Below are 25,350 nucleotides of genomic sequence, written 5' to 3' on the forward strand. Positions count from 1 at the left end.
ATGACGGCAAACCGGTCCGACCCCTCCGTGCGGCGCGGAGGGGTCGGACCGGTGGATCGGTGAGGCCGGTGTCACTTGTCGGAGACGCCGACCATCTTTCCGTCGGGACGGACGGCGTACCAGGTGCCGCCGACGCCCTGGCCGTTGGTGTCGCCGGGCTTCTTGTCGGCCGCGAAGGTGTAGATCGGCGAGCAGTTGACCGTCTGCTGCTTGACGCCGTCGGAGCGCGTGAAGCTCATCAGGCCCTTCTTCTGGACGCCCTTGGTGTCGTTCGACGACACGGGCGCCACGACCGGCCACTTCTCCAGGCAGGCCCCGTTGCAGTTGGAGACCGGCTCGGGCCAGGCCTTGTCCTTGGCGAAGCGGTAGACCGTCATGCCGTTCTTGTCGACGACGATCTCGCCGAGGCTCGGGTCATTGCGCGTGGACAGTCCGGGAAGGCTGGCGACCGACGCCTTCTTGCCGGTGGGCGCCAGCGCGTACCACTTGCCGCCCACGCCCTGGCCGGTCAGATCGCCGGCCTTGGTGTCCTTGGCGTAGCGGTAGGCCGGCCAGCCGGCGATGGTCAGCTGCTTGGTGCCGTCCGCCCGGGTCACCTCGCCGAGCAGTGCCTTGTCGATGCCGGCCCCGGCCGAGGCGTCGTCCGCGGGCACCGGCGGCCAGGCCGTGGCACAGTCGCCGTTGCAGTTCGACTTCGGCGGCTCGGCGGTGTCCTCGTCGAAGCGGTAGAGGGTGAGACCGGTGGCGTCGGTCAGCACGTCCCCGATCTCGGGGTTCGCGGACACCTGCAGCTTGCCGGCCGAGGCGGACTGGGCTCCCAGGTTTCCCTGGCCGATCGCGGTCGAGCTCGCGGTGGGGCTGGGGCTGGTGTCGGTCCCGAGACCGGAGCCGACACCGCCGTAACCGCCCGCCGCCGCCGTGGCGCCGACGTTCTGGCTGCCCACCGACGAGGTGCCGCCTTCCTGACCGCACGCCGTCGTCAGTGCCAGCACCGCCGCGGCGCTTGCCACGAGTGAGGCGCTCCGCCAGGAGGTCTTCATCGTCAACTCCCCATAATTCATAAGGGTGTTGCAGCGCCCTGCTGCGCCGCCGCACGACCATGAGTACGCACCGGACCAGGGGTTGTGTTCAACCGTCCCGCACATTTCTTTTCGGACGCTGTGACCACACCCGCCTCAAACCGAACAGAGGCACGCCTCTTCGGACGGACGATCGCTCAGGATTCAAACATCGGGCGGCCTTTTATCCCTCCTTCGGAGCAATCTCTTCGCGCCCGCGCGTGAGACGGCGTGACAGGCCTCATGATCTCCGTCGTGCATCGACCCGAATCACCCCAATCCGCCACCGCCATACGCGCGTTGGCCCTGCTGGCCTTGACGTGGGCGCTCATCGGCCCCACGGCGGGGGTGGCCGAGGCGGATGCCTGCGCCTACGCCTCGGTCGGTCCCGGCGGCGCCGAGGTGGTGGCGGTCGCCGGAAACCTCACCTGGCCCACTCTCCCGCCCTGCCCGAAGCCGACACCCACGCCCACCCCGACACCCACGCCCACCCCGACCCCCACTCCCCCAGAGCCCCCTTGCACTCCGACACCCTCCCCCGACCCCACTCCGAAGCCGCCTCCGACGCACAAGCCGCCGAAGCCCAGGCCGACCCCGACCCCGACGCCGAAGCCGCCGCCTCCCCCGCCCCCGCCGCCGGCACCGGCACCGGCGCCCCAGCCGGCTCCACCGCGAGCACGGCCGGCACCACCTCCCGCCCCCGTCCCGCCCCCTGCTCCCACCCCCACCCCGACACGGACGCCGCCGCCCAAGCCGGCCCCGGCGCCCTCCGCACCTCCGGTGATCTACCCGGCCTACCACCACGCGAAGGCGCCCGACCGGCGCACCCACAGCACGACCTCGCCCGTGATCTACGTCCTGCTCATCACCGCGCCCGCGGTGGTCGCCGTGGCCGCCCTGCGGCCCCGCTAGTGCCGATCCTGGAGGCATCCCTTGCCGGAATGGCTTGTTCTCATCCTCGCGATGCTGGCCGCGTGCGCGGTGGTGGTCGCCATCACGCTCATCCGCCACAAGGCGGCGCCCGTGGACGAGGATCCCAACGAGACCCCGGACGTCATCGAGTACATGACGATGTGGATCGGGGTCGTGTACGCCATCGTCCTGGGTCTGGCCATCGCGGGCGTGTGGGAGGCCCGCAGCGCGGCCCAGGACCACGTCCAGGCGGAGGCCCAGGCGCTGCACGAGATCTCGGAGCGGGTCCAGGTCTACCCGGCCGACGCCCGTGACCGCATTCGGGCCGATGTCAACGCCTATGTCGGACACGTCGTCACAACCGAGTGGAAGGAGATGGCCGACCACCGCCGCATGACCGAGAAGGGCACCGAACTCCTCGACCGGATCCGCACGGACGTCACCTCCTACGAACCGAAGAACGACTTCGAGGCCCAGGCCTACCAGCCGCTCGTCGACCAGGTGGCCGCCGTGGACCAGGCCCGCAACGCCCGCGCGGACTCGGTCGAGCCCACCATGCCCGGGGTGGTCTGGTTCGGCCTGCTGGGCGGCGGCGTCGTCACCATCGGGATGGTCTTCGCACTGCAGATCCGGCGTACGACCCGCGAGCTGATCCTGGCCGGCCTGTTCTCCGCGCTGATCGCCTTCCTGCTCTTCCTGATCTGGGACTTCGACGCCCCCTACAGCCGTGGCATCACGGCGTCGGCGGAGCCGTTCCTCGCCCTCTTCCCGGGCATCAAGGGCTGACGGCCGCTCACCGCGGGTACCGCCCGAGGGGGACGTCCGGTGTCCGACACGCCGTCGGCGTCCCCCGAGCGGCCCACACGCGTGCCCCATTCGGAGCGACAGCGATCGCGCAGACGTACACCTGTTCCTAGCGTTTCGGTCATCGAGGTGCATTTCTGGCGTAGGCGGAACAAGGTCCGCAGCTGCTCCTCGGGGACCGGAGGAACCACCATGCGCGCGATACGCGTCGCTTCGGCCGCACTGCTGGGCGTGACCGCCCTGGCCTTGTCCGCACCGGCCGCCGTGGCGACGGGCGACACCGACATCACGCCCTTCGGCTTCAGCGTCGTGCCCTCTACCATCGCCCCCGGCGGACAGGTGGCGCTGCTGCTGGAACGGGACCACGACGGCTGCAAGGGCTCCGCGACCGTCACCTCGGAGGTGTTCGACACCGTCACCATCCCCCCGTTCAAGAGCTACGCCACCGCCGGGGTCGACTGGGACGCCAAACCCGGTGCGGTCTACCGCGTGACGTTCACCTGCGACGGCGTGAGCGGCTCCACCGGCCTGACCATCGCGGGCGGCCGACGGGGCGGGCCCACACCGGTGCCGCTCAACCCCGACCGCGGTGCGCACGCCGGTGCGGGCGGCAGCATCGCCGACTTCGACGCCAAGGAGCTGGGCATCGGGGCCCTGCTGATCGCGGGCTCGATCGGGGCGGCGTACCACTTCTCCCGCCGCCGCACCGCCGACGACGGAGCCTGAGGCTCCCGCGGGCGCGCAGACCTCCGCCCCGGTTCCTCTCGGAGTCCGGGGCGGAGGACTTCTGGGCAGGGGGACGCAGATCAGATGTGCCGCTCGGTCCGCCTGCGCATCCAGAACACCCCGCCGCCGATGACGGCCAGGGCCACCAGACCGCCGCCGATGGCCATGTCCGCCGGGGTGGCCCCGCTGGAGCTGCTGCCGCCGAGACCACCCTGGACACCGCCGATGACGGTGAAGGCCGTGGGGTTGATCACGGTGCCGTTGCCGCAGACGACGCTGATGCTGTGCGATCCCGGACGGGCGTTCCGGTTGACCGTGGCGCGCCCCGTCGCCAGGTTGTTGTTCCCCGTGGTCAGCCTGATCGTCCGGAACGCGTCCGAGCTCGCGGTGGCGGGGGCGGTGCAGTTGTTGACGGTGATGGTCAGTTGGCCGCCCCGGGCGATGACGTTGGGAAGGGCGACGACATTGCTCGGGCTCAGGTTCATGCCGTCCCGCGCGACGGCCGCCGGGGCGGTGAGTCCGAGCACGGCGACCGCGGCGCCTGCGGCCGCCAGGGCACGAGTAGTACGCATGTGAATCCTCCGCGGGAGACGCCCCGGGAACGGTCCCCGGTGGATCGGCGAGAAAACGCCTCCCAGAAATACCCTCAGACGCCTTGCACGGGCCCGCATTTCGAGAATGGTCCGTCCTGGTGAGAGGACACGCCGAACGAAAAGCGCACAATCGGATATCTTCGCAGGTCACGGACCGTCAGAAAAAACCTGTTCACGGCAACTCGGATGGCGCACCATGCGCGTTCGGGGGCCACCCGTTCGCCGCTGACCCGTCGCCGGTTGCGTGCTCGGGACTTAGCGTTCTCGTATGCGCGAATGACGCGGCGACGGCCGCGTCGAGAGGGGAAGTCAATGTCTGCGTCCGAGCTGGCCGAGTTGGCCGAACAGGAGGAGCAGCGGAAGAAGCGCGCTCCCTGGGGCGTGATAGCGCTTGTTCTGCTGACCGGTCTCGCGCTCATTCGGAACGGCTCGGGGGAGTTCGACGTCGGGCCGCCGCAGCCCGCGTCGGCGGCCGCCGCGGACAGCCGGGTGCACGGCACCGCCTTCGGTCACGCCCCCGCTCCGCTGCCGTTCGCCGTGCCCGACCGGGTCTCCATCCCGGCGATCCGGGTCGACGCGCCGATGGTGCCGGTCGGCCTCGACTCGGACGGCTGGGTCGGTGCGCCACCGCCGGAGGACCCGAACCTGGCCGGCTGGTTCACCGGCGCGGTGTCCCCGGGCGAGAAGGGCACCGCGGTCGTCGTCGGCCATGTCGACAACAAACAGGGCCCCGCCGTGTTCTACGGACTCGGGGCCCTGAAGAAGGGAAATCGCGTCGAGGTCAGGCGCAAGGACGGAAAGACCGCGGTCTTCGAGATCTACGGCATCGAGGTCTTCGAGAAGAGCAATTTCCCCGGCGACCGTGTCTACGGCTCCAAGGGAACCCCCGAATTGCGGGTCATCACCTGCGGGGGCGGTTTCTCCAAGCAGAGCGGCTACGCGGGAAACGTCGTCGCCTTCGCCCGCCTGGTCGAGGTCCGCTGAGCGTTCCCCGACCCGGCGGGCGCATTTCGGCTACACGTACTGCCGTCGCGGGACGGTGATGTGATAGCCGGAATCGATGAGGTACGGCAGATAGTCGCGCAGGGCCCGGACACTCTGGGAGCGGTCGCCCCCGGCGTCGTGCGAGAGCACCACGACGCCGGGGGCGGCGCCGTGCTCCACGGCGCCGACGATGCGTCGGGTGCCCGGGGTGGTCCAGTCGAGGGTGTCGACGCTCCAGGCGAGGGGGTCCATGCCGAGTTCGGCGCCGAGCTGGAACGCGGCCCGGTTCCAGGCGCCGTAGGGAGCGCGGAACCATGCCGGACGCTCGCCGTAGGCGTCCTCGATGACATCGCAGGTGCGTTCCATCTCGGAGCGGATGCGGGAGCGGCTGAGCCGGGGGAGCAGCGGGTGGGACCAGGTGTGGTTGCCGACGACGTGTCCCTCGTCGGCCATCCGGGCCAGCAGGTCCTGGTTGTCGACCGCCATTTCCCCGCACACGAAGAACATCGCGCGGACGTCGTACTCGGCCAGGGTGTCCAGGATGTGCGGCGTGTAGCGGGGATCGGGTCCGTCGTCGAAGGTCAGCACCATGGTCCGGCCGCGTCCGGACACCTTCAGGAACGGCTCGTGGCGTACGAGGGTCTTCCTGGGGGCGGTGGGCGGCGGGCCGTATCCGGTCAGGGGCTGGAGACGGTAGGCCGAGGGCCTGACCGCGCGGCCGGCCGGGGGGCCGGCGGCGGGGAGCGCCGGCCGGACCGGCTCCTCGCCCGTGAGGGCCGCGAGCACTCCGGCCGTGCCGGCGGCCCCGACCGCGGCGGCGCCGGCCAGCAGGGCCCTGCGTCGCGTGAGCATCACCGCCGCCTTGGACGACAGCCGTGTGAGCAACTGATCCTTCGTCATGACTCATCAGTCGCCCGGCAGAGCGCCGACGCACCTCAGCAACACCGGTGCGGCGGCACGAATACACCCGCCCGGCCCAGCGCAGAGGGCCCTGGCGGCATGGCGGAGCGTCAGGAGGACGCAGTGCAGGGTCGGTCGGCTTGCGCCCCGGCCTCGTCCCCTCCGTCGAGGCCGGGGTGCCGAGGGCCGCGGCGGGCTTCGGTGGCTGCCCGGTCGCGGCCCGCCCCACGGGTGCCCCATTTCCGCGAAGTGTGCGCATCCCTGTCGACGGGTCCCCGAATGCCGTCCGGAACTGCGGCTTCCGATAGCCTCACAGCCGTGACGGAACAGCATGCGCACCAGTTCGAGCGGGGCACGGACGGGCCCAAGGTCATCGTCGTCGGCGTGGACGGCTCCGACTCCTCGCTCCGCGCCGCGGCCTACGCCGGAGGCCTGGCCCGACGGCAGCACGCCCTGCTCGCCGTGGTGTACGTCCAGCCGGTGATCGCGTCGGGTGCCGCGCTCGGCGCTCCGGTCGCCGAGACCACGGACGAGATCGCCGAGGACCTGGTCGCCCAGATCCGGCTCGCCACCGAGCAGAACAAGGGGATATTCGATGTGCGCTGGGAGTTCCACACCTTCCGCGGCGACCCCTACAGCGGGCTGACGAAGGCGGCGGACGAGCTCAAGGCCGACGCGGTGGTCGTCGGCGCCTCGGAGCAGGCCGGCCACCGGATCGTCGGTTCCGTCGCGGTGCGGCTGGTCAAGGCGGGGCGGTGGCCGGTGACCGTGGTGCCGTAGAGGAGTCGGCGTGGGCACCGGGGGTCTGGGGGTGCCCACGAACTCGTACAAGCGGTCGGCGTCGGCGGAGCGTCAGAGAGAGCGCAGGAAGTCCAGCACGATCGCGTTGAACTCCTCGGGCTTCTCCATGTTGGGAAAGTGCCCGGCGTCAGCGATCGTCACCGAACGCCCGTCCTGGACCGTCCGCACGAGCCGCTCGGGCATGTCGATGCCGTCGGCCGCGTCGAGGGCACCGTGGACGGCGAGAACCGGTACGTCGATCTTCGGTACCCGGCTCCAGGGATCGTCGAGCGGGACGTGCCAGTTCGTCTCGCCGAGGGTGTGCTTGGAGATGGTGTGCGTCGCCATCTCCCGCACGTGCCGCACGACCTCGGGGTCGACGTCGTCCACGGTGCGGTGCGGTCCGGCCACGTTCTTGGCGAAGGCCTCGATCCAGTCGGTGACATCACCGGCGGCCAGCATGCGGGCCGACTCGGCGGCGCGTTCCACCGTCCACGGGTCGGTGTACTCGAACGCGCTGGTCCCGCCTCCGCAGACGGCCAGCGCACGGACCAGCCCGGGATGTTCCAGGGCCGTGTCGGTGGCGACGGCGGCGCCCATGCACAGACCGACGAGGACCGCGGGCCCCGCGTCGAGGTGGCGCAGCAGGTCGCCGAGGTCGTCGGCCCAGCGGAACGGCCTGCTCGCGTTGGCGGAGAACCCGTGGCCCCGCACATCGGGCGCGATCACGCGGTAACCGGCGGAGACCAGGGCCGGTACCTGGTGGTCGAAGACCCGGTGGTCGACGTAGCCGGGGTGGACGAGGACCACGAGGTCCCCCGTGCCGGTGTCGCGATAGGCGAGGTCCCCGTCCGTGGAGGTGAAGAAACGCAGATCCGAAGCTGTGGCTGCTGTCGTCATGACACCTAAGGTGTCATCTTTTCGCTTGTTTGACAACCAAGGTGTCATGATGGCCGGGTGAGCGACATGGACAAGCCACTTCCCGCCGAGGAACTCGGCCACCGCGTCTCCGAGGTGTTCGACCTGGTCGGCGCGCTCTACCGGCGCGGCCTGCGCAAACTGGAGCAGGAAGAGGCGGACCGGGGGATGTCCGTCGGCGTGCGGTCCGTCCTCGTCCTGCTGCACCGGTACGGACCCATGACGGTTCCTCAGATGGCCCGGATCATGGCGCTGACCCGGCAGTTCGTGCAGCGCATGAACAACGAGGCGATGGACCGGGGCTGGACCGAGGCCACGCCCAACCCCGCGCACCAGCGGTCCATGCTCATCCGGATCACGGACGAGGGCGTGGCCGTCATCACCGCGATCCTGGCGCGCGAGCACGCCCTGAACCGACAGGTCGGCGGCGGCGAGCTGACGGAGGCCGAACTGCGGGCATGCGTACGCGTGTTGAAGGAAATGCTGCGGACCTTCGACCACGTGGACGTGGACTGACCTACCGCCCCCCTACTGCCCCATCGTGAGCCCGTCCTCGGCCGCGCCCCGGCTCAGCACCACCTCCCGGATCCGGTCGCGGACACCCTCGACGTCGGCGCCCTGCGCGATCGCCTGGTTGAGGTTGACCACCCGGCCGGCGTCCACGTCGAACATCTGCGGGACGAACTCCGCCTTCGCGACCCGCCAGCGCTCCCCCGGCCGGGCGGGCGGCGCGAACGTGAAGCGGCCGAGGGTGGACTGGTTGCCGCGCGGGTCCTGGGCGCCCTCGTGGTTGAACATCTCGCCGGCGATCTGGTCGCCCATGCCGTAGACGACCCAGGTGCCGTTGACCTTCTCGTACGCCTGCGGGACATGGGCGTGGGTGCCGAGGATCAGGTCGACGTCGGGACGGCCGCCGGTGCGGGCGGCGGTCAGGTCGCGGGCCAGGGCCACTTGCTGCTCGTCGGGGGCGTCCTGCCATTCCGTGCCCCAGTGCAGCGACACGACGACCACGTCGGCGCCCGCCTTCCGAGCGGCCCGCGCGTCCGCGAGGATCCGGTTCTCGTCCATCAGGTTCACCGCCCAGGGCTGTCCCTGGGGCAGCGGGAAGCCGTTGGTGTCATAGGTGTAGGCGAGGTGGGCGACCTTCGCCGGGCCCGCGCGCAGGACGGTGACCGTGCGCGCCTCACCCTCGGTACGGGCCGATCCGGCGTGTCGTACGCCCGCACGGTCCAGGGCGTCGAGTGTGCGGCGGATTCCTTCGCTGCCGTCGTCGAGGCTGTGGTTGGAGGCGGTGGAGCAGCCGTCGTAGCCGGTGACGGCGAGGGCCTGTGCCACCTCGGGCGGCGACTTGAAGGTCGGATAGCCGGTGTAGTCGCCGTTCGCGCCGTAGACGGTCTCCATGTGACACAGCGCCAGATCGGCGTGGGAGACGACGGAACGGATTCCGGCCAGCATCGGGCCGAAGTCGTAGCCGCTCCCGCCCGCGTCGAAGCGGGCCCGGTCGATGATCGAACTGTGCGGCAGGACGTCACCGGAGGCGACGAGCGTGAAACCGCGCGGTGCGGCGGCGGACGGGGCAGGATGCCCGGGTGTCGCGTGCTCGTGCGCCTGGCAGGCCGCCCCTCCGGCGAGAAGGGCCGTGAGGGCCAGGGCAACCTGCTGTCTGCGTGCAATCATCAGCTCACCCCACTGAGGTCATATTTACTGACGAATAGGTATGAGCTTGTCCGTGTCCGCAAACGGTCTGGCCGCCTTGTTGACCCGTCCGGGGCGGAAGGGACCGTTCACCGAACCGTTCGTCGACGCGATCGACCGTCCGCCGCACATCCTTGTGCGTGCCCTGTCCCCCGGCCCCGCGCTGAGGTGCCATACGGCCATGACGGCCGGAACCACCCTCACGAACGGGACGACCGCCGAGCACGAGCTCGCCGCACTGCAGCGGGAGCACGGCCGGCCCCTCTTCGCGCTCCTCCTCCGGCTCAGCGACGGCGACCGGCAGCGCGCCGAGGATCTCGTGCAGGAGACCCTCGTACGCGCCTGGCAGCATCCCGAGGCGCTGCGGGCCGACGACTTCGAGTCCGTACGGCCATGGCTGCTGACCGTGGGGCGGCGGCTCGCGATCGACGCGCGGCGGGCCCGGCAGGCGCGTCCCGCCGAGGTCGGCGACGCGGTGCTGGAGAACGCCCGGGTGTGCGCCGACCACGCCGAGCGGGCGGCCGCGGCCCTCGACGTACGCGAGGCTGTGAAGACACTCACTCCGGAGCACCGTGAAGTCCTGGTGCTGGTGTATTTCCAGGGGGCGAGTGTGGCGGAGGCCGCCGAAATCCTGCGGATTCCGCCCGGTACCGTGAAGTCCCGCGCGTACTACGCGCTGCGCGCCCTGCGCCGGGTGCTTCCGGGATACGCGGCCGACCTGCGATGAAACCAATGGGAAAGTCAAACCTCCGTAAAGCGCCTTGCTGAGGACCCCGGTTGAGTAATCGGCTGTCCCTATCCGTGTTCCGGACTGGGAGCCCGGGGTCGGGCGACGCGCACGCACCGGAGGAAGGCAGGAAGGGATGCTGCACAGAGGTCAAGAGAGCACGGAGGGCACCGGCGGCGGCGAACTCGTCGTCCCCATGGCCTGGTTGTACGCCGAGTACATCGCCGACGAGCTGCTGCGTTCCGGCGATCTGATGCCGCCGACGTCCTTCGAGTTCCGTGCCGGACGGGACGCGCTGGCGCTCACCGTCTTCCTCGCCGACACCGAGGGAGAGCTCTCCGGCATCCAGGTCGTCTCGCAGCTGGAGAACTGGCTGTCCCTGACGGCCTACGACCAGCCGTGGCAGGAATGGGTGTGCGAGCGGATGGCCGCGCTGACCGCCGAGGCGGTCGCCACCGGCGAGCCCGCCGCGGACCTCGAACTCGCGGCCGCGGCCTGGCGCTGGCTGGAGGAGACGGAGCTGCTCGCACCCGACCTGAACGCCGTGCCGGGCGGCGGGGCCGGGGTCGGTGAGGACGAGGGACCGAAGGTGTGGACACCGGCCTGGCAGCTCGGTCTGCCGCTCGGCCACCTCGCCATCCACCTCTTCTAGATTCCTTTGATTCGGACCAATCCGCGGGGCCGACCGCTCCGAATCCCTTGGTCACGATTCTGTCTACGCCTTGAGTGATTCGGCGGGCTGGTGCGTACCGGTGGGAGCAAGGAGTAACCCCACCCACACCCAACGGCACGAGGTTTCGGCATGAGGTCCTTGGAGAGGCATCGCGACGTCGGCGCGTACGCGCTCGGCGTGCTGGACGAGGCGGAGGCCTTCCGCTTCGAGGACCACCTCATGGAGTGCCCCCAGTGCGCGGCACACGTGACCGAGTTCGGTCCTGTGACCCGTCAGATGATGCTGTACCGCCGGGCGACACCGCGGGTGGTGCACCCGATGGCGCAGCCGGGCCCCCAGCTCCTGGGCCGCCTCCTCGACGAGGTCGCGACCCGCCACCGGGCGCGCCGCAGGCGGCTGTTGTACGCGGTGGCCGCCTCGGTGGTCCTGACCGTGGGCGGTTCCAGCCTCGCCATGACGGCGGGCGGCGACGCGGCACGGACCAGCAGCATCGAGGCCACCGACGCCCGCTCCGGCGTGTGGGCCCAGGTCACCACCGAGGACGAGGACTGGGGCACCCAGGTGGAGCTCAAGGTCAAGGACGAGTCCGGCCCCCGCGCCTGTCACCTCGTCGCGATCAGCCAGGACGGCAAGGAGGAGACCGTCACCGGCTGGAACGCCACCGGGCACGCCACCGGCGACAACACCATGATGGGCAGCTCCACCTTCCACGCCGACCAGATCGACCGCTACGAGGTCAGGACGTCGGGCGGGGAGCATCTGGTGACGCTGGAGCCGGGCTGACGACGTCCGGTCACTTGAGCAGTCGCGACAACCGCCGGTCCGCCAGAAGCTTGCCGCCCGTCTGACAGGTGGGGCAGTACTGGAGGGAGGAGTCGCTGAAGGAGACCTCCCTGATGGTGTCGCCGCAGACGGGGCAGGGATCGCCGGTGCGGCCGTGGACCCGCAGGCCGGACTTCTTCTCCGACTTCAGGCGGCCCGCCGCCACCCCCCTCGAGCGCTCCACCGCTTCGGTGAGGGTCGTGCGCAGGGCCCGGTAGAGGGTCTCGGTCTCCTCGGGGGTCAGGGACGCGGCCAGTTTGAAGGGGGACATGCGTGCCGCGTGCAGGATCTCGTCGCTGTAGGCGTTGCCCACACCGGCGATGAGGGTCTGGTCGCGCAGGGCGCCCTTCAGCTGTCGGCGTTCGGCCTTCAGCAGGGCCGCGAAGCGCTCCCCGTCGAAGTCCTCGGCCAGCGGGTCGGGGCCCAGGCGGGCGATGCCGGGAACCTCCTGAGGGTCTGCCACCACGTACACCGCGAGGCGCTTCTGCGTGCCCGCCTCGGTGAGGTCGAAGCCCGCGCCGGTCTCCAGCGCCACCCGGAGGGCGAGGGGGCCCTTGCCGGGGCGGGGCGGGCCGTCGGGGAGGCGGTCCTTCCAGTGCAGCCAGCCCGCGCGGGCCAGATGGGTGACCAGGTGCGGGCCGCCGTCCGTCTCCAGGTCGAGGAACTTGCCGTGGCGGTGCACGGCGACCACCTCGCGGCCCTCGACGGCGGTGAGCGGAGGGTCGTACGTCTTCAGGACGCTGATGGCCACCGGCAGCACGCGCACCATCTCGTGTCCGACCAGGTTCTCGGTCAGGAAGTCCTTGAGCGCTTCCACCTCGGGCAGTTCCGGCATACGTCCAGAGTGCCACCGGGGGCCGCTGTGGTCAGCTCAGGTCCGCTCCCCCACGACGAACTCGCACCACACGCACTTCCCGCCGCCCCGCGCCTCCACGCCCCACACATCGCTCAGCAGGTCGACCAGGAGCAGGCCCCGGCCCGAGACCCCCGACTCGCCCGCCTCCCGGCGGCGGGGCAGGGCGCTGGAGGAGTCCTCGACCTCGACGCGCATCCGCCGGTCGGAGGCGGTCAGGACCCGCAGGGTGACGATCGCGGCGCCCTCGGTGTGCATCAGGGCGTTGGTGATCAGCTCGTCGGCGACCAGTTCGATCTCGTCGGAGCGCTCCCGCGCGCCCCAGGCGCCGACCGCGGTCCGGATCATGTGCCGGGCCCCGGTGAGGGCCTCGGGGTCCCCGGGCGCCACGTGCTGCTGGAGGCGGCCGCCGGACTGCGGGGTGTCCAGAGCCCGGCGGCGCAGCAGGAGCAGTGCCACGTCGTCGTCGCCTGCGCGTTCCTCGGCCACGTCGATGAGCCGGTCGGCGAGCTCCCACACGTCGGCGGGACCCACGGCGATGAGGCTCGCGAGGATCTGCATGCCCTCGTCGAGGTCGACGCCGGGCTGTTCGACCAGCCCGTCGGTGCACAGCAGCAGGGTGCCCCCGGGGTCGAGTTCGAGGGTGGCGACGGGATAGTCGAGCTGCCCGAACTCGGCGGACAGCCCGAGCGGCAGTCCCCCCTGGACGGTCACCCGGCGGCAGCTGCCGTCGGCGTGCCGGACCAGCGGGTCGATGTGGCCCGCGCGGACGACCTGGACGACTCCGGTGGCGAGGTCGGCCTCGGCGTACAGACAGGTCGCGAAGCGGTCGGTGTCGAGCTCGTGGAGGAAGACGGAGGCCCGGGCCATCACGGTGGCCGGGGGGTGGCCCTCGGCGGCGTAGGCCCGCAGCACGATCCGCAGCTGACCCATGACGGCGGCGGCATGGGTGTCATGGCCCTGGACGTCGCCGATGACGGCACCGACGCGGCCTCCCCCGGAGGGGGTACCCCCAGGCAGCGGGATCAGGTCGTACCAGTCGCCGCCGATGTCCCGGGGCAGCGAACCCTCGGCGCCGGCGGCCCGGTAGCGGACGGCGACGTCGGCGCCGCGGACGCTCGGGATGGTGCGCGGCAGCATGGCCTGCTGGAGACCGGTGGCGAGATCCTTCTGCTGCTCGTAGAGCATGGCCCGCTGGAGGCTCTGGGCGATGCTGCTGCCGAGGGCGATGAGGACGTTGCGGTCCTCGGGGGTGAAACCGCGCCGGTCGCTGTAGAGCAGGCCCATGGCGCCGATCGGGCGGGCCTCGGCGATCAGCGGGAGGTAGGCCGCGGAGGTGATGTTGAGTCCCGTGATGTGCGGCCACAGGATCGGGTAGCGGTCCGCGAACTCCTCCGGCGACTCGATGAACCGGGGAGTGAGCGTGCGCACGGCCTCGCTCATCGGGTACGGCTCGTCGATCCGGGTGATGTCGGTGCCGGGCACGAAGCTGCCCGCGGGGCCCTCGGCGATCAGCCGGATGCGACCCGCCTCGACGAGGCCCATGACCAGGCTGGTGGCGCCGAGATGGGTGAGTCCGTGGGTGTCCTTGAGGACGTCGATGACGTCCTGGACGGTCCGGGCGTGGGCGAGGGCGGCCGTGGTCAGCTGGACGACGTTGGTCTGCCGGCGCCGGACCTCGTCCTGGGCGGCCTGCTCCCTGCGGGCCTCCAGTTCGGCCATCTCCTGGGTGGCGTCACGGACGATCCCGACGATCCGGCGCGGGCGGCCCGTCTCGTCGCGCCGGATGTAGCCCTGGGTGTGGGTCCAGCGCAGGGTGCCGTCACGGCAGCGCAGCCGGAAGTAGGTGCCGTAGTTCTCGCTGCCGTCCTTGATGGCCTGGGCGACCAGGGCGTCCAGCCGGTGCGCCTCGGCCCTCGGGACCCGGACGGCGAGGCTCATCGGGTTGTCGTCGTATTCGTCGGGGCGCAGATCGAAGACCTCGTGGGCCTGGGCGTCCATGTGGAACAGACCGCTGTCGAGGTCCCAGTCGAAGCTGCCCATGCGGTTGAGCGCCAGGATCGGGTCCGGGTGGGCGGGCCAGTCGTCCGGGAGTGACAGGGCGCTCGCTCCCCGATCAACCATGGAGCCACCTTGCCAGGATTTGCCCGATTCTTCGACCGGGAGACGGGTACGTTCGGCAGCCGTCAGGCACCGAAGACGTCGGTAGGGCTGTCGAAGACGGTGTCGGTGCCGGTCGGGGTGGCGGGCTCGTCGGGGATGAGCCCGCCTCCGTCAGGGAGGTCGGGGGTGTCCGGGACGGTCTCGGGGCCGATCCCGGTCCCGGGGTCCGCGGGGACGGTCGTACGGGTGCCGTCCGGCGGGACGACGGGGGTCCCTGGCCGCGTCGTGAACGGCGGGGTGCCGGTGGCGGTGGGCGCGGGGCAGCCCTCGTCGTACGGCTTCGCGGTGGGCGTGGCGGTGGCGCCGGGCGTGGCGGTGCCGCCGGGCGTGACGGTGGCGGTCGGGGTCGGGGTCGGGCAGTCGGGCGCGGGCCGCTGCGGGTCGGCGCCGAAGGACGTGTCCGGGGATGCGCTGGCGCCCGGGGGCACCGTCGGGGTCAGCGCCTCCGGCGTGGGCGGGGGTACGACGTGGTCGTGCCGGCAGTCGTGGTCGATCCGGCGTTCGATCCAGGTGTTGTCGACGAGGTCGATGATCGTGATGTCCATGACGAGCTGCTCGCTGGGGGTCACCACGATCACCTGGGTGGGCCGGTATCCGGACCACGGCTGCCCGCTGACGACCGCGCCGCTCCGCATCGCCACCGGCGGCGTCAGGGGGTTGCCGCAGGCGCAGCGGACACGCGGGACGCCCCGGTTGTCGACGAGGACGGCGGTGCCCGCCTGGAGGACCGCCTGGAAGCCGCTCGCCTTGCCGCCGCGGTAGCCATGGTCGGTGACCCGGGTGTCGGCACGCAGGACGACCGGGGCGAGGCCGCGCAGATAGTCCGGGACCGCGGCCGGGGAGACCCCCGCGACCTGCGCGAACGCGCGCGTCCTGGACGGGTCGGCGGTCAGGTCGACGATCTGCCGTGGCACGTCGCAGCTGCCGACGCGCTCGGTGCCGCCGTAGAGGCCGGGCGTCCCGCCGGAGACGGTCCGTGGGGCGGTCGGGTCCAGTCGGGGCGTGCGGGTGAGGGGCGCCGCCGTGGTCGCCGCCGAGCGGGTGAAGGGGCTCGGCCCCTGGGCCTGGGCCGGCTGGAGGAAGAGCTCACCCGTCGCCTCGACGCTGTTCTCGTCCCCGGCACCGCCGCAGCCGGCGACGAGGAGTGCCGCCGCGAGCGCGCAGGCCGTGACGAGGGTTCTGGTGGGTGTCCGCACCGCGTTCTCCCGTCCGTCCCGGGCATTTCGTCACTATTGTCTGCTTCACTCACTTGGGTTACGCAAGCGGAAGGGAGGTACACGGAGAGTCACGCAGGACCGGCTGGACAATGGAGGCAGGAGAGCACGGCCGTGGACTGGTTCACCGCACCCGACTACTGGCTGAGCCGGCTGGTCTTCCAGCGGGCTCTGGCGGGGCTGTACTTCGTCGCGTTCCTGGCGGCGGCCCTGCAGTTCCGGGCGCTGCTCGGCGAGCGGGGGATGCTGCCGGTCCCGCGTTTCGTGGCACGGGTGCCCTTCCGGCGGGCGCCGAGCCTCTTCCACCTCCACTACTCGGACCGGTTCTTCGCCCTGTGCGCGGGGACGGGCTGCGCGGTGGCGGCGGCGCTGGCGGCGGGCCTCGACTCCCGGCTGCCGCTGTGGGGCGGGATGCTGCTGTGGCTGGTGCCGTGGCTGCTGTACCTGTCGATCGTCAACGTGGGCCAGACCTGGTACGGCTTCGGCTGGGAGTCCCTGCTGCTGGAGGTCGGCTTCCTCGCGGTGTTCCTCGGCAACGACGAAGTGGCCCCGCCGGTCGTGGTGTTGTTCCTGCTGCGCTGGGTCCTGTTCCGGGTCGAGTTCGGCGCGGGGCTCATCAAGATGCGTGGCGACGCCTGCTGGCGCAAGCTCACCTGCCTGGACCACCACCACGAGACCCAGCCGATGCCGGGTCCGCTGAGCTGGTTCTTCCACCATCTGCCGCGGCCTGTGCACCGGGTGGAGGCGGCCGCCAACCACGTCACCCAACTCGTGGTGCCCTTCCTCCTGTTCACCCCGCAGCCGATCGCCACGGCCGCCGCGTCCCTGATGATCGTGACCCAGCTGTGGCTGGTGCTCTCCGGCAACTTCGCCTGGCTGAACTGGATCACCATCGTGCTGGCGGCGTCGGCGCTGGAACTCCCGGGGGACGCGCCCGGCCTGCCCACCACCCCGCTCTGGTACGAGGTGACGGTCCTCGCCGTCGCCGCGCTCCTCCTCGCCCTGAGCTACCACCCGGTGCGCAACATGATCTCCCGAAGCCAGATCATGAACCGTTCCTTCGACCCGCTCCATCTCGTCAACACCTACGGCGCGTTCGGCAGCGTCAGCCGGATCCGCTACGAGGTGGTGGTCGAGGGCACCTCGGACGACGTGCCGCGCCGGGACTCCGAGTGGAGGGAGTACGAGTTCAAGGGCAAGCCGGGTGATCCACGGCGCTGGCCGCGCCTGTTCGCGCCCTACCATCTGCGTCTGGACTGGATGATGTGGTTCGCCGCGCTGTCCCCGGCCTATGCCGGGGCGTGGTTCGGCACGATGGTCGAACGGCTCCTGGAGAACGACCCCGCCACGCTGAGGCTGTTGCGCCGCTCCCCGTTCCCGGCGGACTCCCCGCCCCGCTTCGTCCGCGCCCGGCTGTTCCGGTACCAGTACACGACGTGGCGGGAGCTGCGAGCGACGGGAGCGTGCTGGGAACGGACGTACGTAAGGGAATATCTGCCACCGACACGGCTGACCGGGACGGTTCAGAGGCCGTAGACGCGGACGGCGGTGCCCTCGAAGATCCGGCCGCCGTCGTCGGCACCGACCAACGCGCGCGCCACGTCCAGGACCTCACCGTAGGTCGCGGCCGACGTGCACACCGGCCAGTCCGAGCCGAACATGAGGCGGTCCGGGCCGAACGCGTCCAGGACGGTGTCGGTGTACGGGCGCAGGTCGTCGATCGTCCAGGCGGCCAGGTCCGCTTCGGTGACCATGCCGGAGAGTTTGCAGACGGTGTTGGGGAGTGCGGCGAGGGCACGGACGGCCGAGGCCCAGGGTTCCAGGACGCCGGACGCGACGGGCGGCTTGCCCAAGTGGTCGAGGACGAAGGTGAGGTGGGGGAGGGAGTCGGCCGCCTTCACGCAGGCGCGCAGCTGGTGCGGAAGGACCACGAGGTCGTACACCAGGCCCCTGCGTCGGCCACTGCGGTCAGGCCCCGGCGGACGTCCGCACGCAGCAGCCACTCCGGGTCCGGCTCGCCCTGGACCTGGTGGCGGATGCCTTTGAGGTAGGAACCGCCGGGCAGTTCACACAGCCGGGCCAGCTCGTCGGCGACGTCGGGCCGGGTCAGGTCGGTCCAGCCGACCACGCCCGCGATCAGCTCGTGCCCGGCCGCGAGGGCGAGGAACTCGGGGGTCTCCTCGGGCACGGTGACCGTCTGGACGAGGACCGTGCGGTCGACTCCCGCCGCGCGGGCCAGCGGTGCGAGGTCCGCCGTCGTGAAGGTCCGTCGCAGCGGACTGCCCGGGGCGATCCAGGCCTGGTCCCGCACCGACAGGTCCCACACATGGTGGTGCGCGTCCACGACCGTCACGGCAGCTCCCACACGACGGGCAGGCCGGCGTCGGCGCCCTCGCCGGAGTAGTCGTGCACCACGTCGAGGAGTTCGGCCATGCGCGCCTGCCAGGAGATGTTCACCGGGAGCTTCTCCAATGCGGCGAGGAGACGGCCGTAGTCCTCGCACTCCAGGACGTGGAAGAGGTCGGTGCCGCTGCGCCAGATCGTCCAGGAGGTGGCCCCGGCGGCGCGGATCGCGTCGGTGAGTTCGGCGGGCACCTCGCGGTGGGCGGCCTCGTACTCGTCGACGCGGTCCGCGCGGACCTTGGTGTGCAGGGCCACTCTCATGACGGCTCCTCGGTGGTCAGGAGGCCGGTGTCGCGCAGTTCCTGCCAGAAGGCAGGGGGCACCGGCGTCGCGAACTGCTCGGCGGCGTCCCGGACTTCGGCCGCCGAGCGGGCGCCCACCAGGACGCTCGCGACGGCCGGGTGGGCGGCACAGAAGGCGAGGGCGGCGGCCCGCAGGCTGATGGCGTGCCGCTCGGCCACCTCCCGCATGCGCAGGGCTCGGTCCAGCAAATCCCCTGGAGCCTGGGCGTAGTTGTACGTCGCTCCCGGCCTCGGGTCCGCCAGCAGGCCGGAGTTGAAGGCGCCGCCGACGACCACCGACACCCCCCGCTCCACCGCGGCGGGCAGCAGTTCGGTGAGCGCGCTCTGGTCGAGCAGGGTGTAGCGCCCGGCGCACAGCACCACGTCGACGTCGGTCTCGCGGACGAAGCGGGTGAGCATCCCGGCCTGGTTCATGCCGGCGCCGATCGCCCCGACGACCCCCTCCGAGCGGAGCTTCTCCAGGGCCGGATACCCCTCGCGGAAGGCCTCTTCGGCGTGGTCGTCGGGGTCGTGCAGGTAGACGACGTCCACGCGGTCGAGACCGAGTCGTTCGAGGCTGGCTTCGAGGGTGCGTCGTACTCCGTCCGCGCTGAAGTCCCAGACGCGGCGCCGGGTGGCGGGGACCGCAAAGCCGTTGGCGAGGTCGTCGCCACCGTCCGCGGACGGCTCCAGGCGACGGCCCACCTTCGTGGAGAGCGTGTACTCGGTGCGAGGACGCTCCCGAAGGGCCTCGCCCAGCCGGCGTTCCGACAGCCCGAGGCCGTAGTGGGGGGCGGTGTCGAAGTAGCGGATGCCGCTCTGCCAGGCGGCGGTGACCGCCTCGTGGGCCTGCTCGTCGGTCACCTCCGTGAAGAGGTTGCCGATGACGGCGCCGCCGAAGGCCAGTTCGCTGACCCGGACGCCGCTGCTGCCGAGGGTGTTCTTCACTGACCCACCGGCCTCAGGCGCAGGCCCTGCATGCCGCCGTCGACGGCGAGGGAGGTGCCGGTGGTGGCGCCGGAGAGCGGGCTCGCCAGGTAGGCGATGGCGCCCGCGACCTCGTCGGCCGACACGAGGCGGCCGGTGGGCTGGCGGGCCTCCAGGGCGGCACGTTCGGCGGCCGGGTCGGGGGCCTTCTCGAGGAGTCGGCCGATCCACGGAGTGTCCGCGGTGCCGGGGTTGACGCAGTTCACGCGGATGCCCTCGCGGACGTGATCGGCGGCCATGGCGAGGGTCAGGGAGTACACCGCCCCCTTGCTCGCGCAGTACAGCGCCCGCTGCGGAAGTCCGGCGGTGGCCCCGATCGAGGAGGTGTTCACGATCGCCGCGTGCGCGGACGCGCGCAGGTGGGGCAGGGCGGCGCGGGTCACCCGGACCATGCCGACGACATTGACGTCGAGGACGCGGTGCCATTCCTCGTCGTCGTTGTCCGCGACGGTGCCCTGGGCGCCGATGCCGGCGTTGTTGACCAGCACGTCCAGCCCGCCGAGGTCGGCGGCGGCCGCGGCGACGGCCGCACGCACCGAGGCGTCGTCACGGATGTCGGCGCGGTAGGCGAGCAGGGGCTTGTCCACCGAGGACGGGTCCAGGTCGAGCACGGCGACCCGGGCGCCGCGTGCGGCGAGGAGTTCCGCGGTGGCCCGGCCGATACCGGAGGCACCGCCGGTCACCAGTGCCCTCAGGCCCTCGAAGTCGCTCATGCCGCCTGCCCCTTCTTCCGTGTGTCGTCGGCGAGGTCTTCTGCCCAGAAGGCGCCGTCCGGGAACGTGTACCGCGCGATGGACTCCGGGCGCATGGCGGCCGAGAAGCCCGGCCCGGTGGGTGCCTGGTAGTGGCCTTCCCGGATCACCACGGGATCGAGGAAGTGGTCGTGCAGATGGTCGACGTACTCGATGACCCGGTTCTCGGTCGTGCCGGTGACGGCCACATAGTCGAACATCGAGAGGTGCTGGACGAGTTCGCACAGGCCGACCCCACCCGCGTGCGGGCAGACCGGCACGCCGAACTTGGCGGCGAGCAGGAGGATGGCGAGGTTCTCGTTGACGCCGCCGACGCGGGCCGCGTCGATCTGCACGACGTCGAGTGCACCCGCCTGGAGCAGTTGCTTGAAGACGACCCGGTTCTGGACGTGCTCACCGGTGGCCACCTTCACCGGGGCGACCGCCGTGCGGATCGCCGCGTGGCCGAGGATGTCGTCGGGGCTGGTGGGCTCCTCGATCCAGTACGGGTCGAACTCGGCGAGCGCCTTGGTCCAGCGGATGGCCTCGTCTACGCCCCAGCGCTGGTTGGCGTCGATCGCCATACGGATGCCGGGGCCGACGACCTGGCGGGCGACGCGGCAGCGCCGTATGTCGTCCGCCAGATCGGCGCCGACCTTGAGCTTGATCTGCCGGAAGCCGTCGGCGACGGCCGCGACGGCGAGCCGGGTGAGCTTCTCGTCGTCGTAGCCGAGCCAGCCGGCGGAGGTGGTGTACGCCGGGTAGCCGGTCGCGAGGAGCTGCGCGACCCGCTCGTCGGCCCCCTCCCGTCCCCGGCGCAGGATGTCCAGCGCCTCCTCGGGGGTGAGCGCGTCCGTGAGGTAACGGAAGTCGATCTGCGCGACCAGCCACTCGGGGTCTGCCTCGGCGAGCAGCCGCCACAGCGGCTTGTCCGCGCGTTTGGCGGCCAGGTCCCACACGGCGTTCACGACCGCGCCGATCGCCATGTGCATCACGCCCTTCTCGGGGCCGAGCCAGCGCAGCTGGCTGTCGCCGATCAGGTCGCGGTTCAACGTCCCAGGGTCCGCGCACAGTTCGTCCACGGACCGTCCCACCACATGCCCGCGCAGCGCCTCGATCGCGGCGACCTGGACCTCGTTGCCCCGCCCGATGGTGAAGGTGAAACCGTGCCCCTCGTACCCGTCGGCCGCGTCCGTGCGCAGCACCACGTAGGCCGCCGAGTAGTCGGGGTCCGGGTTCATCGCGTCGGAGCCGTCGAGCTCGCGCGAGGTGGGGAAGCGGATGTCGTAGGTGTCTACCGCGGTGACACGGGCGGGGGTCGAGGACACGGAAGGCCTTTCGGTAGGGGACGGGGCGGGCGGGTTCAGTCCTGCGCCCGCCCCGTCGTGACACGGGCGATCATGAGGGCGACCAGGATGATTCCGCCGTAGATGGCCTGGATCCAGAAGGACGGCACCTGGGCGAGCGTCAGCAGGTTCTGTACGACGCCCAGCAGCAGGACGCCGGTCAGGGCGCCGAACATGGTGCCCTTGCCGCCGTCGAGGCTGATGCCGCCGATGACCGCCGCCGCGAACACCGTGAAGATCATGTTCTGGCCCTGGTTGGCACTGATCGCGCCGACGTATCCGGTCTGCATGATGCCGCCGACCGAGGCGAGGACACCGGCGACGACGAACACGCCGAGCATCACGCGTTCGACGCGGATGCCGGCGGCGCGGGCCGCGTCGGCGTTGCCGCCGATGGCGTACAGGGAGCGGCCGACGCGGTGGTACTTGAGCACGAAGCCGGTGACGGCGAAGGCGACCGCGGCCAGCCACACGGACATCGGGATGTTCAGGAAGGTCGTGGTGGCCAGGGAGTAGAAGCTGTCCGGCATACCGAAGAGGGTCTTGCCCTTGGTGGCGCCGACGAGCAGTCCGCGCAGCACGATCAGCATCGCGAGCGTCACGATGAACGCGTTGAGCTTGAACCTCACGACCAGGACGCCGTTGAAGGCACCGACCACCGCGCCGACCACGAGGACCGCCGGCAGGGCGAGCGCGGCCGGGAGTTCGGTGCCCCAGCCGGACTGGGCGGCGGGCAGGACAAGGAGGGCTCCCACGGCGGGCGCGATGCCGACGACCGACTCCAGGGAGAGGTCGAACTTGCCGGTGATCAGGACGAGCGACTCGGCCAGCACCACCATCGCGAGGGCGGCCGAGGCGCCGAGGATGGAGATCAGGTTGCGCTCGGTGAGGAACGAGTCGTTGACGAACGCGCCAAGCACCATGAGCAGCAACAGGGCAGGGACGAGGGCGAGTTCGCGGGCGCGGCGCAGCAGGACCGTCCGGGCCGCCCGCGCCTCGGGCACCCGCGCCTGCTTCACGGGCGGAGCCTGGGTGTCAGCCATGGTGGTCCACTCCTTCGATGGAGGCGATCAGCTCGTGGTCGCGCCAGCCGGCCGGGTGCTCGGCGACCACGCGGCCGTGGAAGAGGACGAGGACGCGGTCGCAGCGGCGCAGGTCGTCGAGTTCGTCGGAGACGACGAGGACCGCGGTGCCGTCCTCGCGGGCGGTGTCCACGCGGGAGAGCAGGGACTCCTTGGACTTCACGTCGACGCCCGCGGTGGGGTTGATGAGGACCAGCAGGCGGGGGTCGGAGGCGAGCGCGCGGGCCATCACGACCTTCTGCGCGTTGCCTCCGGAGAGGTCGGAGACGGGCTGGTCGGGGCCCTCGGTGTGGATGTCGAGGCGGTCGATCAGCTCGGTGGCGAAGCCGCGTTTGCGGTCGGTGCCGACGAATCCGTGGCGGCCGAGCCGGTCCAGGACGCTGAGGGTGGCGTTGTCGCCGATGGTCATGCCGAAGACCAGGCCCTGGGCATGCCGGTCGCGCGGCACGAAGCCGACGCCCGCCTTGAGACTGGCCTGTACGTCGCCGAACGGCAGGGGCCTGCCGTCGAGCCGGGCCGTGCCGCTCGTCGGGGTGTGCAGTCCCGTGAACGTCTCGGCGAGCTCGATCTTGCCGCTGCCGCTGATGCCGGCGAGTCCGACGACCTCACCGCGGCGCACGGTGAGGTCGACGTCCTCGTAGGCGTCGGAGGTGAGGCCGCGGGCGTCGAGGAGGACGGGCGCGGTGTCCCCGACCTCCCTGAGCTGTACGGCCTGTTCGGCGACGGTCTCGCCGGCCATGGCCTCGATCAGGGCGGCCCGGGGCATGTCGGCGACCGGGGCCGTGGTGATCCAGCGGGCGTCCCTGAGGACTGTCACCGTCTGGCACACCTCGTACACCTCCTGGAGGTGGTGCGAGATGAACAGGAAGGTGACACCGGAGTCCTGGAGCGAGCGCATCCTGCTGAAGAGCCGCTCGATCTCTCGCTTGTCGAGCTGAGCGGTCGGTTCGTCGAGGACGATGAAGCGGGCGCCGAAGCTCAACGCCCTTGCGATCTCCACCATTTGGCGGTCCTCGACCTTGAGGTCGGCGGTGCGCGCCTCCGGGTCGACGCTCACGTCCCAGGTGTCGAGGAGTTCGGCGGCCTCCTTCTGCAGCCTGCGCCAGCTGATGAAGCCCCGTTTCAAGGGCTGCCGGTTGATGAAGAGGTTCTCGGCGACCGTCAACTCGGGTACGACGGTGGGCTTCTGGTAGACGCAGGCGACCTTGCCGCGCCAGGCGTCCCGGTCGGTGAGCGGGGGCGCCGGCTCGCCGTCGAAGCGGACGGTGCCCTCGTCGGGGGCCTGGAGGCCGGTGAGAACGGTGACGAGGGTGGACTTGCCCGCGCCGTTGCGCCCGACGAGCGCGTGCGACTCACCGGGCAGGACGGTGAGGCGGCCGTCGGCGAGGGCGGTCGTGGGACCGTACCGCTTGACGATCCCCTGGGCTTCAACCAGTGGGGTGCTCATTTGACCGTGTTGCCCCACAGCTTGGGGTCGTCGACGTTGTCCTTGGTGACCAGGGGCGCGGGCAGCTGGTCCTCCAGGATGCCGCTCGACAGCTTGACGATCGTCGAGTCGTGGTCCGTCGGGCCGGGCTTGAAGGTCTTCCCCTCCATCGCCGCCTTGATGTAGTACATGCCGTACTTGGCGTACAGGTCGGCGGGCTGGGAGACGGTGGCGTCGATCTCGCCCTTGCGGATGGCGTCGTACTCCTGCGGGATGCCGTCGTTGGAGACGATCCTGATGTGGCCCGCCTGCCCGGCCTTCTTCAGCATCCCCTTGGACTTCAGGGTCTGCAGGGTCGGCGCGAGGTAGACGCCGCCGGCCTGCATGTAGATGCCCTTGAGGTCGGGGTTGGCGTTCAGGAGGGTGCCCAGCTGCGAGGCGGCCGTGTCGGACTCCCACTTGGCGGGGATCTCCAGCACCTTCAGCTTCGGGAAGTTCTTCTTCACGCAGGCCCGGAAGGCCTCGGAGCGGTCGCGGCCGTTGACGGAGGCCAGGTCGCCCATGATCTGCACGACCTTGCCGGAGGGGATCTGCTCCCCGAGGTACTGGCAGGCCTTCTCGCCGTACGACACGTTGTTGGCCCGTACGACCATGGCGACCTTGCCCTTGTCGGGGGCCACGTCGACGGCGACGACCGGGACGCCCTTGCGTTCGGCCTGGTCGAGGCCGGCCTCGATGGCGGCGCTGTCCAGCGGGGCGACGACCAGGCCCTTGACGCCCTGGTTGAGCTCGTTGTTGATGTCGGTGATCTGCTGGGAGGGGTCGCTGTTGGAGTTGACCGTCTTCAGCGCCTCCACCCCCTCGGACTTGGCCATCTTGGGCACGTAGTCGTTGTACGACTGCCAGAAGGGGGAGGTCAGCAGCGGCAGGATGACGCCCACCTTGCCGGTCCCGTCGCCTCCCGCGCTTCCGGCGCTGCCGGTGTCCTTGGTGCTGCCGCACGCGGCGAGCACGAGCGAGGCGCTCGCGGCCGCGGCGACCGCGCCGATGATCCGAATCCTGTTCCGCTTCCCCACTGTCCTGCCGGGCATCTGGCGGCTCCTCGTTGAGCGTGTCGAGCGTGGACGAGCACAAGCGCGTTCGAGCAGATGACGGCATACTTATCAGACCACTCGCCCTCGGCAACACCCTCCGGCGGCGGTTTTCCCCGTCTTTTGGCCATAGTGGTCCGACCACATCGACGATTAGACTGCGGCGCACCCGGGTGATGTG

The 25,350-nt window shown here is 71.0% G+C and carries 25 protein-coding genes and 1 pseudogene; 10 read left to right on the top strand and 16 right to left on the bottom strand.

Annotated elements, in window-relative coordinates:
- Positions 1-71: 71 nt before the first annotated feature.
- A complete protein-coding gene (locus tag D1369_RS04185) occupies positions 72-1,040 on the bottom strand; it encodes an SCO0930 family lipoprotein (protein ID WP_007386396.1) in 969 nt (322 codons plus the stop codon).
- Between the two features lie 798 nt (positions 1,041-1,838).
- On the opposite strand from D1369_RS04185, the gene D1369_RS44495 reads away from it, so the two are divergent.
- The 3 genes from D1369_RS44495 to D1369_RS04200 all read left to right on the top strand — a co-directional run bounded on the left by D1369_RS44495 (position 1,839) and on the right by D1369_RS04200 (position 3,500).
- Positions 1,839-1,970: a hypothetical protein gene (locus D1369_RS44495; protein WP_020116935.1), complete on the top strand. Its 132-nt coding sequence runs from the start codon at positions 1,839-1,841 to the stop codon at positions 1,968-1,970.
- A 21-nt stretch (positions 1,971-1,991) separates the two neighbouring features.
- Positions 1,992-2,756, top strand: coding sequence for a DUF4239 domain-containing protein (locus D1369_RS04195; RefSeq protein WP_118082267.1), 765 nt, complete (start codon positions 1,992-1,994; stop codon positions 2,754-2,756).
- Positions 2,757-2,966: 210 nt separating this feature from the next.
- Positions 2,967-3,500, top strand: a complete 534-nt coding sequence (locus D1369_RS04200; protein ID WP_007386394.1) for a hypothetical protein — start codon at positions 2,967-2,969, stop codon at positions 3,498-3,500.
- Positions 3,501-3,580: 80 nt separating this feature from the next.
- On the opposite strand, the gene D1369_RS04205 is transcribed toward D1369_RS04200, so the two are convergent.
- Positions 3,581-4,072 carry a membrane protein gene (locus D1369_RS04205; RefSeq protein WP_037902222.1) on the bottom strand — a complete coding sequence of 164 codons (492 nt, stop codon included), beginning with the start codon at positions 4,070-4,072 and terminating at the stop codon, positions 3,581-3,583.
- 333 nt (positions 4,073-4,405) lie between these two features.
- On the opposite strand from D1369_RS04205, the gene D1369_RS04210 reads away from it, so the two are divergent.
- Positions 4,406-5,077 (top strand): class F sortase, encoded by a 672-nt coding sequence (locus D1369_RS04210; protein ID WP_007386392.1) that lies wholly within the window; start codon positions 4,406-4,408, stop codon positions 5,075-5,077.
- 30 nt (positions 5,078-5,107) lie between these two features.
- Here D1369_RS04210 and D1369_RS04215 read toward each other — a convergent pair whose 3' ends face one another.
- Entirely contained in the window at positions 5,108-5,977 is an 870-nt protein-coding gene (locus D1369_RS04215; RefSeq protein ID WP_118082268.1) for a polysaccharide deacetylase family protein, read from the bottom strand.
- A gap of 318 nt (positions 5,978-6,295) precedes the next feature.
- Between D1369_RS04215 and D1369_RS04220 the strand changes: the two genes are divergently transcribed.
- The gene (locus D1369_RS04220; protein ID WP_007386389.1) at positions 6,296-6,757 is read left to right on the top strand and encodes a universal stress protein; all 462 of its coding nucleotides are present in this window, start codon (positions 6,296-6,298) and stop codon (positions 6,755-6,757) included.
- A gap of 72 nt (positions 6,758-6,829) precedes the next feature.
- On the opposite strand, the gene D1369_RS04225 is transcribed toward D1369_RS04220, so the two are convergent.
- The gene (locus tag D1369_RS04225) at positions 6,830-7,657 is read right to left on the bottom strand and encodes an alpha/beta hydrolase (RefSeq protein ID WP_037902218.1); all 828 of its coding nucleotides are present in this window, start codon (positions 7,655-7,657) and stop codon (positions 6,830-6,832) included.
- Between the two features lie 57 nt (positions 7,658-7,714).
- Here D1369_RS04225 and D1369_RS04230 point away from each other — a divergent pair, with 57 nt between their 5' ends.
- Entirely contained in the window at positions 7,715-8,191 is a 477-nt protein-coding gene (locus tag D1369_RS04230; RefSeq protein ID WP_007386387.1) for a MarR family transcriptional regulator, read from the top strand.
- 12 nt (positions 8,192-8,203) lie between these two features.
- On the opposite strand, the gene D1369_RS04235 is transcribed toward D1369_RS04230, so the two are convergent.
- On the bottom strand, positions 8,204-9,352 hold the full coding sequence (locus D1369_RS04235; RefSeq protein ID WP_007386386.1) for a CapA family protein: 1,149 nt from the start codon (positions 9,350-9,352) through the stop codon (positions 8,204-8,206).
- A 199-nt stretch (positions 9,353-9,551) separates the two neighbouring features.
- On the opposite strand from D1369_RS04235, the gene D1369_RS04240 reads away from it, so the two are divergent.
- The 3 genes from D1369_RS04240 (at position 9,552) to D1369_RS04250 (ending at position 11,553) form a co-directional block, all read left to right on the top strand.
- Complete coding sequence (locus D1369_RS04240; RefSeq protein ID WP_037903937.1) at positions 9,552-10,097, top strand: sigma-70 family RNA polymerase sigma factor; 546 nt, start codon at positions 9,552-9,554, stop codon at positions 10,095-10,097.
- A 136-nt stretch (positions 10,098-10,233) separates the two neighbouring features.
- Positions 10,234-10,749 (top strand): hypothetical protein, encoded by a 516-nt coding sequence (locus D1369_RS04245; RefSeq protein ID WP_007386384.1) that lies wholly within the window; start codon positions 10,234-10,236, stop codon positions 10,747-10,749.
- Positions 10,750-10,899: 150 nt separating this feature from the next.
- Positions 10,900-11,553: a zf-HC2 domain-containing protein gene (locus D1369_RS04250; protein ID WP_007386383.1), complete on the top strand. Its 654-nt coding sequence runs from the start codon at positions 10,900-10,902 to the stop codon at positions 11,551-11,553.
- Between the two features lie 10 nt (positions 11,554-11,563).
- Here D1369_RS04250 and D1369_RS04255 read toward each other — a convergent pair whose 3' ends face one another.
- From D1369_RS04255 to D1369_RS04265, 3 genes are all read right to left on the bottom strand, one after another.
- Positions 11,564-12,427, bottom strand: a complete 864-nt coding sequence (locus tag D1369_RS04255; protein ID WP_007386382.1) for a DNA-formamidopyrimidine glycosylase family protein — start codon at positions 12,425-12,427, stop codon at positions 11,564-11,566.
- A 36-nt stretch (positions 12,428-12,463) separates the two neighbouring features.
- Positions 12,464-14,569: a SpoIIE family protein phosphatase gene (locus D1369_RS04260; RefSeq protein WP_118082269.1), complete on the bottom strand. Its 2,106-nt coding sequence runs from the start codon at positions 14,567-14,569 to the stop codon at positions 12,464-12,466.
- Between the two features lie 62 nt (positions 14,570-14,631).
- Positions 14,632-15,804 (bottom strand): DUF6777 domain-containing protein, encoded by a 1,173-nt coding sequence (locus D1369_RS04265; protein WP_118082270.1) that lies wholly within the window; start codon positions 15,802-15,804, stop codon positions 14,632-14,634.
- A gap of 132 nt (positions 15,805-15,936) precedes the next feature.
- Here D1369_RS04265 and D1369_RS04270 point away from each other — a divergent pair, with 132 nt between their 5' ends.
- Entirely contained in the window at positions 15,937-17,358 is a 1,422-nt protein-coding gene (locus D1369_RS04270) for a lipase maturation factor family protein (RefSeq protein ID WP_007386377.1), read from the top strand.
- Here D1369_RS04270 and D1369_RS04275 read toward each other — a convergent pair.
- From D1369_RS04275 to D1369_RS04310, 8 genes and pseudogenes are all read right to left on the bottom strand, one after another.
- Positions 17,346-18,175, bottom strand: a pseudogene (locus D1369_RS04275) (amidohydrolase family protein). The gene D1369_RS04270 and the pseudogene D1369_RS04275 overlap by 13 nt on opposite strands.
- The gene (locus D1369_RS04280) at positions 18,172-18,486 is read right to left on the bottom strand and encodes an L-rhamnose mutarotase (RefSeq protein WP_007386376.1); all 315 of its coding nucleotides are present in this window, start codon (positions 18,484-18,486) and stop codon (positions 18,172-18,174) included. Before D1369_RS04280 ends, D1369_RS04275 begins: the two are co-directional and overlap by 4 nt.
- Positions 18,483-19,454, bottom strand: coding sequence for an aldo/keto reductase (locus D1369_RS04285; RefSeq protein ID WP_118082271.1), 972 nt, complete (start codon positions 19,452-19,454; stop codon positions 18,483-18,485). Before D1369_RS04285 ends, D1369_RS04280 begins: the two co-directional genes overlap by 4 nt.
- Positions 19,451-20,206, bottom strand: a complete 756-nt coding sequence (locus tag D1369_RS04290; RefSeq protein WP_007386375.1) for an SDR family oxidoreductase — start codon at positions 20,204-20,206, stop codon at positions 19,451-19,453. Before D1369_RS04290 ends, D1369_RS04285 begins: the two co-directional genes overlap by 4 nt.
- On the bottom strand, positions 20,203-21,552 hold the full coding sequence (locus D1369_RS04295) for an L-fuconate dehydratase (RefSeq protein ID WP_037902216.1): 1,350 nt from the start codon (positions 21,550-21,552) through the stop codon (positions 20,203-20,205). The genes D1369_RS04290 and D1369_RS04295 overlap by 4 nt, the downstream gene beginning before the upstream one ends.
- Before the next feature lie 35 nt (positions 21,553-21,587).
- The gene (locus D1369_RS04300; protein WP_007386373.1) at positions 21,588-22,613 is read right to left on the bottom strand and encodes an ABC transporter permease; all 1,026 of its coding nucleotides are present in this window, start codon (positions 22,611-22,613) and stop codon (positions 21,588-21,590) included.
- Positions 22,606-24,099 carry a sugar ABC transporter ATP-binding protein gene (locus D1369_RS04305; RefSeq protein ID WP_037902214.1) on the bottom strand — a complete coding sequence of 498 codons (1,494 nt, stop codon included), beginning with the start codon at positions 24,097-24,099 and terminating at the stop codon, positions 22,606-22,608. Before D1369_RS04305 ends, D1369_RS04300 begins: the two co-directional genes overlap by 8 nt.
- Positions 24,096-25,169, bottom strand: a complete 1,074-nt coding sequence (locus D1369_RS04310) for a sugar ABC transporter substrate-binding protein (RefSeq protein WP_007386371.1) — start codon at positions 25,167-25,169, stop codon at positions 24,096-24,098. The genes D1369_RS04305 and D1369_RS04310 overlap by 4 nt, the downstream gene beginning before the upstream one ends.
- Positions 25,170-25,350 lie beyond the last annotated feature (181 nt).

It is taken from the genome of Streptomyces sp. CC0208, from assembly GCF_003443735.1.
GTDB classification, from domain to species: Bacteria; Actinomycetota; Actinomycetes; order Streptomycetales; family Streptomycetaceae; genus Streptomyces; species Streptomyces sviceus.

What these genes read in the sequence shown, in the direction of transcription:
- D1369_RS04185 (WP_007386396.1), bottom strand. Translation starts at nt 1,040, where the DNA reads ATGAAGACCTCCTGGCGGAGCGCCTCACTCGTGGCAAGCGCCGCGGCG.
- D1369_RS04280 (WP_007386376.1), bottom strand. Translation starts at nt 18,486, where the DNA reads ATGAGAGTGGCCCTGCACACCAAGGTCCGCGCGGACCGCGTCGACGAG.
- D1369_RS04255 (WP_007386382.1), bottom strand. Translation starts at nt 12,427, where the DNA reads ATGCCGGAACTGCCCGAGGTGGAAGCGCTCAAGGACTTCCTGACCGAG.
- D1369_RS04310 (WP_007386371.1), bottom strand. Translation starts at nt 25,169, where the DNA reads ATGCCCGGCAGGACAGTGGGGAAGCGGAACAGGATTCGGATCATCGGC.
- D1369_RS04225 (WP_037902218.1), bottom strand. Translation starts at nt 7,657, where the DNA reads ATGACGACAGCAGCCACAGCTTCGGATCTGCGTTTCTTCACCTCCACG.
- D1369_RS04260 (WP_118082269.1), bottom strand. Translation starts at nt 14,569, where the DNA reads ATGGTTGATCGGGGAGCGAGCGCCCTGTCACTCCCGGACGACTGGCCC.
- D1369_RS04210 (WP_007386392.1), top strand. Translation starts at nt 4,406, where the DNA reads ATGTCTGCGTCCGAGCTGGCCGAGTTGGCCGAACAGGAGGAGCAGCGG.
- D1369_RS04305 (WP_037902214.1), bottom strand. Translation starts at nt 24,099, where the DNA reads ATGAGCACCCCACTGGTTGAAGCCCAGGGGATCGTCAAGCGGTACGGT.
- D1369_RS04200 (WP_007386394.1), top strand. Translation starts at nt 2,967, where the DNA reads ATGCGCGCGATACGCGTCGCTTCGGCCGCACTGCTGGGCGTGACCGCC.
- D1369_RS04245 (WP_007386384.1), top strand. Translation starts at nt 10,234, where the DNA reads ATGCTGCACAGAGGTCAAGAGAGCACGGAGGGCACCGGCGGCGGCGAA.
- D1369_RS04300 (WP_007386373.1), bottom strand. Translation starts at nt 22,613, where the DNA reads ATGGCTGACACCCAGGCTCCGCCCGTGAAGCAGGCGCGGGTGCCCGAG.
- D1369_RS04205 (WP_037902222.1), bottom strand. Translation starts at nt 4,072, where the DNA reads ATGCGTACTACTCGTGCCCTGGCGGCCGCAGGCGCCGCGGTCGCCGTG.
- D1369_RS04235 (WP_007386386.1), bottom strand. Translation starts at nt 9,352, where the DNA reads ATGATTGCACGCAGACAGCAGGTTGCCCTGGCCCTCACGGCCCTTCTC.
- D1369_RS04290 (WP_007386375.1), bottom strand. Translation starts at nt 20,206, where the DNA reads ATGAGCGACTTCGAGGGCCTGAGGGCACTGGTGACCGGCGGTGCCTCC.
- D1369_RS04215 (WP_118082268.1), bottom strand. Translation starts at nt 5,977, where the DNA reads ATGACGAAGGATCAGTTGCTCACACGGCTGTCGTCCAAGGCGGCGGTG.
- D1369_RS04250 (WP_007386383.1), top strand. Translation starts at nt 10,900, where the DNA reads ATGAGGTCCTTGGAGAGGCATCGCGACGTCGGCGCGTACGCGCTCGGC.
- D1369_RS04240 (WP_037903937.1), top strand. Translation starts at nt 9,552, where the DNA reads ATGACGGCCGGAACCACCCTCACGAACGGGACGACCGCCGAGCACGAG.